At 72.4% G+C, this 5,979-nt stretch carries 5 protein-coding genes and 1 pseudogene; 4 read left to right on the top strand and 2 right to left on the bottom strand.

The genetic code is table 11. The features are described 5' to 3' along the window. Positions 1-871 (bottom strand): SLC13 family permease (locus tag C2142_RS36960; protein WP_148647251.1); only part of this gene is annotated, 871 nt, incomplete at its 3' end. 153 nt (positions 872-1,024) lie between these two features. Between C2142_RS36960 and C2142_RS42100 the strand changes: the two genes are divergently transcribed. Next, on the top strand, positions 1,025-1,510 hold the full coding sequence (locus tag C2142_RS42100) for a MarR family winged helix-turn-helix transcriptional regulator (RefSeq protein WP_148647252.1): 486 nt from the start codon (positions 1,025-1,027) through the stop codon (positions 1,508-1,510). Here C2142_RS42100 and C2142_RS36970 read toward each other — a convergent pair. After that, a complete protein-coding gene (locus C2142_RS36970) occupies positions 1,428-2,681 on the bottom strand; it encodes an Ig-like domain-containing protein (protein ID WP_241003042.1) in 1,254 nt (417 codons plus the stop codon). The two genes, C2142_RS42100 and C2142_RS36970, sit on opposite strands and share 83 nt — an antisense overlap. 847 nt (positions 2,682-3,528) lie before the next feature. Between C2142_RS36970 and C2142_RS36975 the strand changes: the two genes are divergently transcribed. The 3 genes and pseudogenes from C2142_RS36975 to C2142_RS36985 form a co-directional block, all read left to right on the top strand. Continuing rightward, the gene (locus tag C2142_RS36975) at positions 3,529-3,987 is read left to right on the top strand and encodes a hypothetical protein (RefSeq protein WP_148647254.1); all 459 of its coding nucleotides are present in this window, start codon (positions 3,529-3,531) and stop codon (positions 3,985-3,987) included. Positions 3,988-4,211: 224 nt separating this feature from the next. Then, entirely contained in the window at positions 4,212-4,523 is a 312-nt protein-coding gene (locus C2142_RS36980) for a DUF1232 domain-containing protein (RefSeq protein ID WP_241003043.1), read from the top strand. Between the two features lie 1,252 nt (positions 4,524-5,775). Next, a pseudogene (locus C2142_RS36985) lies at positions 5,776-5,979 on the top strand (serine/threonine protein kinase); the annotation flags it as partial.

Consider the following 5,979-nt stretch of genomic DNA (forward strand, 5'->3'; position numbering starts at 1 on the left):
GGCCCTCACCGCCCAGCGCCAGGACGAAGGCCAGGAACGGCACGGCGGCCGAGCGAACGATCGCGACCGGGGCGGTGCGGCGGCGGGCGAGGGCCCGGGCGGCGAGCGCGAGCGCGCCGGCCAGGGCCGCCCAGGCCGGATCGACGCCGACGATCGAGGTGAGGACGAATCCGGCGAGCGTGCAGGCGACGGTGACGAGGGCGAACAGTGGCATCTCCGGTGCCGTCACCTCGTCCGCAGCTGGGGCACCTGCGTCCAGGTCGGCGGCGAAGAACCGCCGCAGCACCACGTACTCGACGGCGATGGCCGCCAGCCACGGCAGCGCCATCAGCGCGGCGAACCGGGTGAAGCTCAGCCCGCTGGCTGCGAAGGCCAGCAGGTTGGTGAGGTTGGAGACCGGCAGCAGCAGCGAGGCGGTGTTCGACAAGTGGGTGCAGGCGTAGACGTGCGGTTTGGGCCGGGCGCCGAGCCGCGCCGCGGTGACGAACACCACAGGGGTGAGCAGCACCACGGTGGCGTCCAGGCTGAGCACCGCCGTGATCACGGAGGCGACCACGAACACCTGCACCAGCAGCCGTCGCGGACTCCCGGAGGACGTCCGGGCCATCCACGCCCCACAGGCACGGAACAGGCCTTCGTCGTCGCACAGCTGAGCCAGCACCAGGACGGCGGCGAGGAACCCGATCACCGGCCCGAGCCGTTCCGCCTCGGCCCATGCGTCCGCCGGCGAGATCGCGCCGGTGACGATGACCAGCCCGGCTGCGGGAACCGCGACCACGGCCTCCGGCCAGCCCCACGGCCGCACCACCGCACAGACCAGCACCAGCACCAGCAGTCCGACGGACAGCGCTTCGGCGAACGACGTACTCAGGGTCTTGCTCCTTGCGGGTGGCGGCGACAGCGCCCCTATCGAACCAGAGGCCTCCGGGCTGCAGTACGTCGGCGCGGCCGGACGGAACGCCTCCCTCCGAGCGGATCTGCCTGGAGCACGTCGAAGAAGACACGGGCCGCATAGAGGCCGAGGTTGCTGAGGTCCAGCCCCCCGGTCCTCAGCGGCCTGGCGCGGACCGGCCCGTGCAGCGCCGCCGACCTGGGACGCGAGGTCGGACTCGACCGCACCACCGTCACGCGCCGCGCCGACCGCCTCGAACGTGCCGGCCTCGTCGAGCGCCGGCCCGACCCGGCCGACGGCCGCGCCACCCTGCTCGCCCTCACCGACGACGGACGCACCGTCATCGCGGCCACCAGGCAGCGGCTCGCCACCGGCATCGAGCACGCGCTGGCGGCCTGGCCGGAGGCCGACGCCCGGGACTTCGCCCGCCTCCTGCGCCGCTTCGTCGACGAGGGGCCCTTCGCCGCCGGCCACGACCGACCGTCACGGGCGGTACGGGCGGCAGGGCCGGTACGGGCAGTACGGGCGGACGGTTCTACCAGTTGGCCCAGGGGAGGTTCCAGCCGCCGAGTCCGTTGTCGGGGGAGACGGTTTTCTCCTTCGTGTGCACGACCGTGACCACGTCGCCGATCAGTGAGCTGTTGAAGAACGCCCCCGCGACGGTGCTGTCGCCTCCGCCCTCCACGTCCTTGAGGGAGACGCAGCCGTGGCTGGTGTTCGCCTTGCCGAACGGGTCGCCCTTGTACCAGTAGTTGCCGTGGAGGTAGGTACCGCTCCCGGTCAGCCGCATCGCGTGCGGGGCGGCGGGGATGTCGTACTCGTCGCCGAGTCCGACGGTCCGGGAGTTCATGTGGGTGACCTTCTCCTTGGACATGATCACCATGGTGCCGCCCCACGACGGGTGCTTCTCGTCGCCGAGCGTGGCGGGCACGGTGGTGGATTTGCCGTCCCGGACGATCGTGAGCTGGTGCGTGGCGGCGTCGGCGGTGGACACCTGCGAGCGGCCGATGCTGAACGGCTCGTCCTTGTCCACGTCGCCGTAGACGCCCGGCGAGACCTCGACGTTCTTCAGCCGGTAGTGGATGGTGACCTTCGTGCCCGGCTTCCAGTACTCGGCCGGGCGGAAATCCAGCCGGTCGTCGCCGAACCAGTGCCCCTTGATCTCGGTGCCGTTGTCGGTCTCGAAGGTGATGCCCTTGGCGACGGCGTCCTTGTTCGCGATCCTCGTGCTGAACTCCACCTTGACGATCATGCCCACGCCGTAGGTCTGGCCGTCGCCGATGTTGTCGTTGGTGGACACGCGCTTGTCAGGTGCGAGCGTGGTGAAGGCTGTCGTGGCTGCGGCCGCGAGGCCGTCGGCGTCGACCGCCTGGGCGTTCACCGTGTACGCCGTGCCGGGTGTGAGCGCGGCGGCGGGCTTCCAGCCGGTGCCGTCCGGGGTGATCGCGCCCTGGACGGGCCTGCCGTTCTTGTCGGTCACGTCGACCGTGGTGAGTCTGCCGTGGGAGACGGACACCTGAAGCGCGTTCGGCGCGACGCCCTGGGCGCCGTCCTTCGGCGTGACGTCCAGCACCGCGGCCGACGTCCTCGGTGCGGCCGTGGCCGGAGCCGTGGCCGGAGTTGTGGCCGTGGCCGTGGCCGCCGTCCCGGTGGCTTCACCGTCCTTGCCCTGGTCGTCGCCGCAGGCCGCGGTCATCAGCAGTAGCCCGCCCATCGTCAGCGCCACCGCGCCGCGGTTGAAACGGTCGCCGGTGCGTATCGCGGCCCGGGCCGCCTGAACAGTCCTCACAGTTACTCCCTCTCGGTGTTCGCCGACAGCTTGTTCGCCGCTTCGTCCCAGCTGCAACGGCGGGCGCGCGATCTGGGACGCGGGGACGCCTTTACCCGCTGTGAGCTGGGAAGACGTAACCTTCCTGGGACGCGCTCGTGGGACGGAGGGACGGCGTGACCGGCGACGGGAACGCCGCCGTCCGAAATTCACAGGCCGGGGTCTACTCGCATAGACATCGTCGGGCCATCCTGGTACCGCACCGCTTTCCCTCGTAAGCCCCCGAACCCACCCCAGTACACTTGCCCGCTTCGGCAGGACCCACCCGGCCCCGGACCCGTCTGTCACCCCGTCACCGACCCGGTCGGCGGGACCTCTCACCGGTGGCCCCGGGAACCCTGCGAACGCGATCAGGGCCGGGCGGATCGTCTGTCCCCGGTCGCCGTTCCCGTGCGTCCGGGCACCGCCGTACCACCACCGCACCGCCATATCGCTGTACTGCGGCACCGTCGTACCACCGCACCGTCGTATCAAGCACTGCCGCACGGTACTTCGCACGACCCCCTGTCCGGCCGGCCCCGCCGCCCCGGCGCTCGACCGGCCACCCGGCAGGTCGGGGCCGGACGCGTCCGGTCGGTACGGGCGGGGATGCCCCAGTCCGAGGTCCACCACCCTCACCGGGAGAGCAGATGAAGCCCCGCACCGCAGTCACCGTCGTCGCCCTGGCCATGGCCGGGCTCGCCGTCTCGGCGCCCACGGCCGGCGCCAGTGGGACCAAGCTGTCGCAGTCGACGGCCGCCGCCCGGTTCTCGGGCGCCGGAATCACGTGGAGTTCCAGCGGTGGCTGTACCACCAGGTCCAACTCCACCTGCACGTCGTTCGAGCAGATCAACTCGGGCCCGCCGTCTCGGCGCCCACGGCCGGCGCCAGTGGGACCAAGCTGTCGCAGTCGACGGCCGCCGCCCGGTTCTCGGGCGCCGGAATCACGTGGAGTTCCAGCGGTGGCTGTACCACCAGGTCCAACTCCACCTGCACGTCGTTCGAGCAGATCAACTCGGGCACGGTGAGCACGATCATCACCCTCAAGCGGGCCAGTGGCTGTGCCATCAACATCACGGGCGGCACCGAGGTGGGCCACGCCTCGGGGACCTACAGCCACTACAACGGCTACAAGGTCGACATCGCCCGCAACTCCTGCATCGACGGCTACATCCAGAACAGCTTCACCTACATCGGCTACCGGGGCGACGGCTACCCGCAGTGGAAGGCCGCCTCGGGCAACCTGTACTGCAACGAGGGCAACCACTGGGACATCCTGGTCTACTGACACCGGCCTCGGGGGGCCGTCCGCCACCAGGTCGACGCGGAGACGATCGGCTGCCTGTTCGGCGACGGTCCGCGGCCCGAGCGCGCGGCCGCCGTGGGGCCGGGCACGGACCCGCGGTTCCCTGGCCACGGGTGCGAAGCTTGAGTCTGTCCGGAGGTGTGCACGGTCTCCCGAGAACGGGGCAGGCTCCCGGGGAAGCACCGGTTCGAGCGGGAGGTGGTCAGGTGGACGGCAGCGTGTTCTGGTGGGTGGCCGCGGGAGTCGTCGCGGCCAGCCTGACGGTTGCGGCCGTCCTGGTGGTCAAGCTGGTCCGGGCCAGGAAGCTGCTGGTGGCCTCCGGCATCCCGATGTCGAACAAGGTGCTGTTCTGGGCGTCCATCGTCTACCTGGTCAGTCCCGTGGACCTTCTGCCCGACCCGGTCCTGTTGGACGACATCGCGTTCCTCCTCGTGGCCCTGCGCTCGCTGACCAAGGCCGGCGCCAGGCTGGGCATCGGGCCCGCCGGGCACCGGACGGGTGGGCCCGAAGCCCCGTAGCGGCCGGAGCACGTGTGCGATGCGGCACGTCGTCCAAGACGGGCCCTCACTCGGTCTCGAACCGTACGAAGTGGGCGACCTCGCGCCCCTGCCCGTCGAGACACGGATGGACTGCCGCCCTCGCCGTCGTCCAGCAGTGCGGGTCCGGCAGCACCGACCCCCTCGGCGGAGGCGCTCGCCCGTCACTGCGCCGCGTCCGCCGGGCGCCCGCGCACTCTCCCCGGTCGCCGGCCCGCTCCGCGTCCGCTGCGGCGAGCAGTCGTAGCGGTCGGTGACGGTGACGGCGGCCGGTGTCAGCGGGGCACGGTGCTGGGAAGCACGTTCGGCTGCGGCGGGACGGTGCCCGGGGGCAGCGTGATCACCGGACCGAGGGGGTGGCAGGATCCGTCCCAGGTCGGCGGGAGGTACCCGGGCGGGCAGCTGGCCGGCCGCGGCGGCAGCGTCGGCTCGGGCCTGGGCGGAATGGTCCAGCCGTTCGGCAGATCCGGGCTGGCCGTCGCCGACGCACGAGGCGAAGGCTTGGCCGCGGCGGGCGAGTTGGTGGGCGCGGCGGAGGCTCGGCCCTGCGCGGCAGTCGCCCGCCCGGCCGTGGGAGGGGTGGGTGCGGGCGGCGCCGGGCTCGAGGGAGCCCCGGTCGGCGACGCGTCCTCGACGGCGGACGCGGTGGGCGACGGCTCCTGCGGCGGAACGGACTCCGACGGCGAGGGGCTCGACGGAACGGACGGCGCCGGGGCCGGTGGCGTAGTCGACGAGAGGTCGGCCGGGGCACCGCTCGGCGCGCTGTCGTGTCCGTGCGTGAGGATCAGTCCACCGGCGCCCGCCAGCCCCAGCAGGCACGCCCCGGCGGCGATGCCGACGACGATCCTCCGGCGCCGTGCCGGCACCTGCGCCTGCTCACCGGCTCCGCTGTGCTGCATCCTGCCCCGCCCCTGTCCGCCTTGATCCACTGTTCGAGCTCCGCGGATGCTAGCAGCGGGCCCGGCCGGGACCGGCGGCCGGGCCAGCCGACGGGCGGCAGCTCGACCGGGGCTCCGGCGGAGTGGCGGTCGGGGACATGCAGGTCGTCGCAGAGGCCGGTCCGGCAGCACAGGGGAGTCGGGCCTCGGGGCGGTCCAGCGGGAGCCTACGAGGACGTCCAGGGCTCCGTGAGCGGTCTGCCAACAGCATCATCGCGTTGCCGGAACGGCCCGGCCGTCGCCGTCCCCCCGGTGGCGCGGGGAGAGGGTCGGTGGGGACCTCTACGATGTGCGCCATGAACACTGGGGGGTCGCAGGCGCGGCTCATCGACGGCCGCTTCGAACTGCTCGCAGGCCTCGGCGGCGGGGGCATGGGCCTGGTCTGGCGCGCGCGGGACAACGCGCTGCACCGGGAGGTCGCGCTCAAGGAGGTCCGCCCGCCGGACCCTGCGATGGCCGAGGCCGACCCCGAGGGTGCCCATGAGCTGCGCGAACGCGTC

The sequence above is a fragment of the Streptomyces sp. CB01881 genome (assembly GCF_002953255.1).
Classification (GTDB): domain Bacteria; phylum Actinomycetota; class Actinomycetes; order Streptomycetales; family Streptomycetaceae; genus Kitasatospora.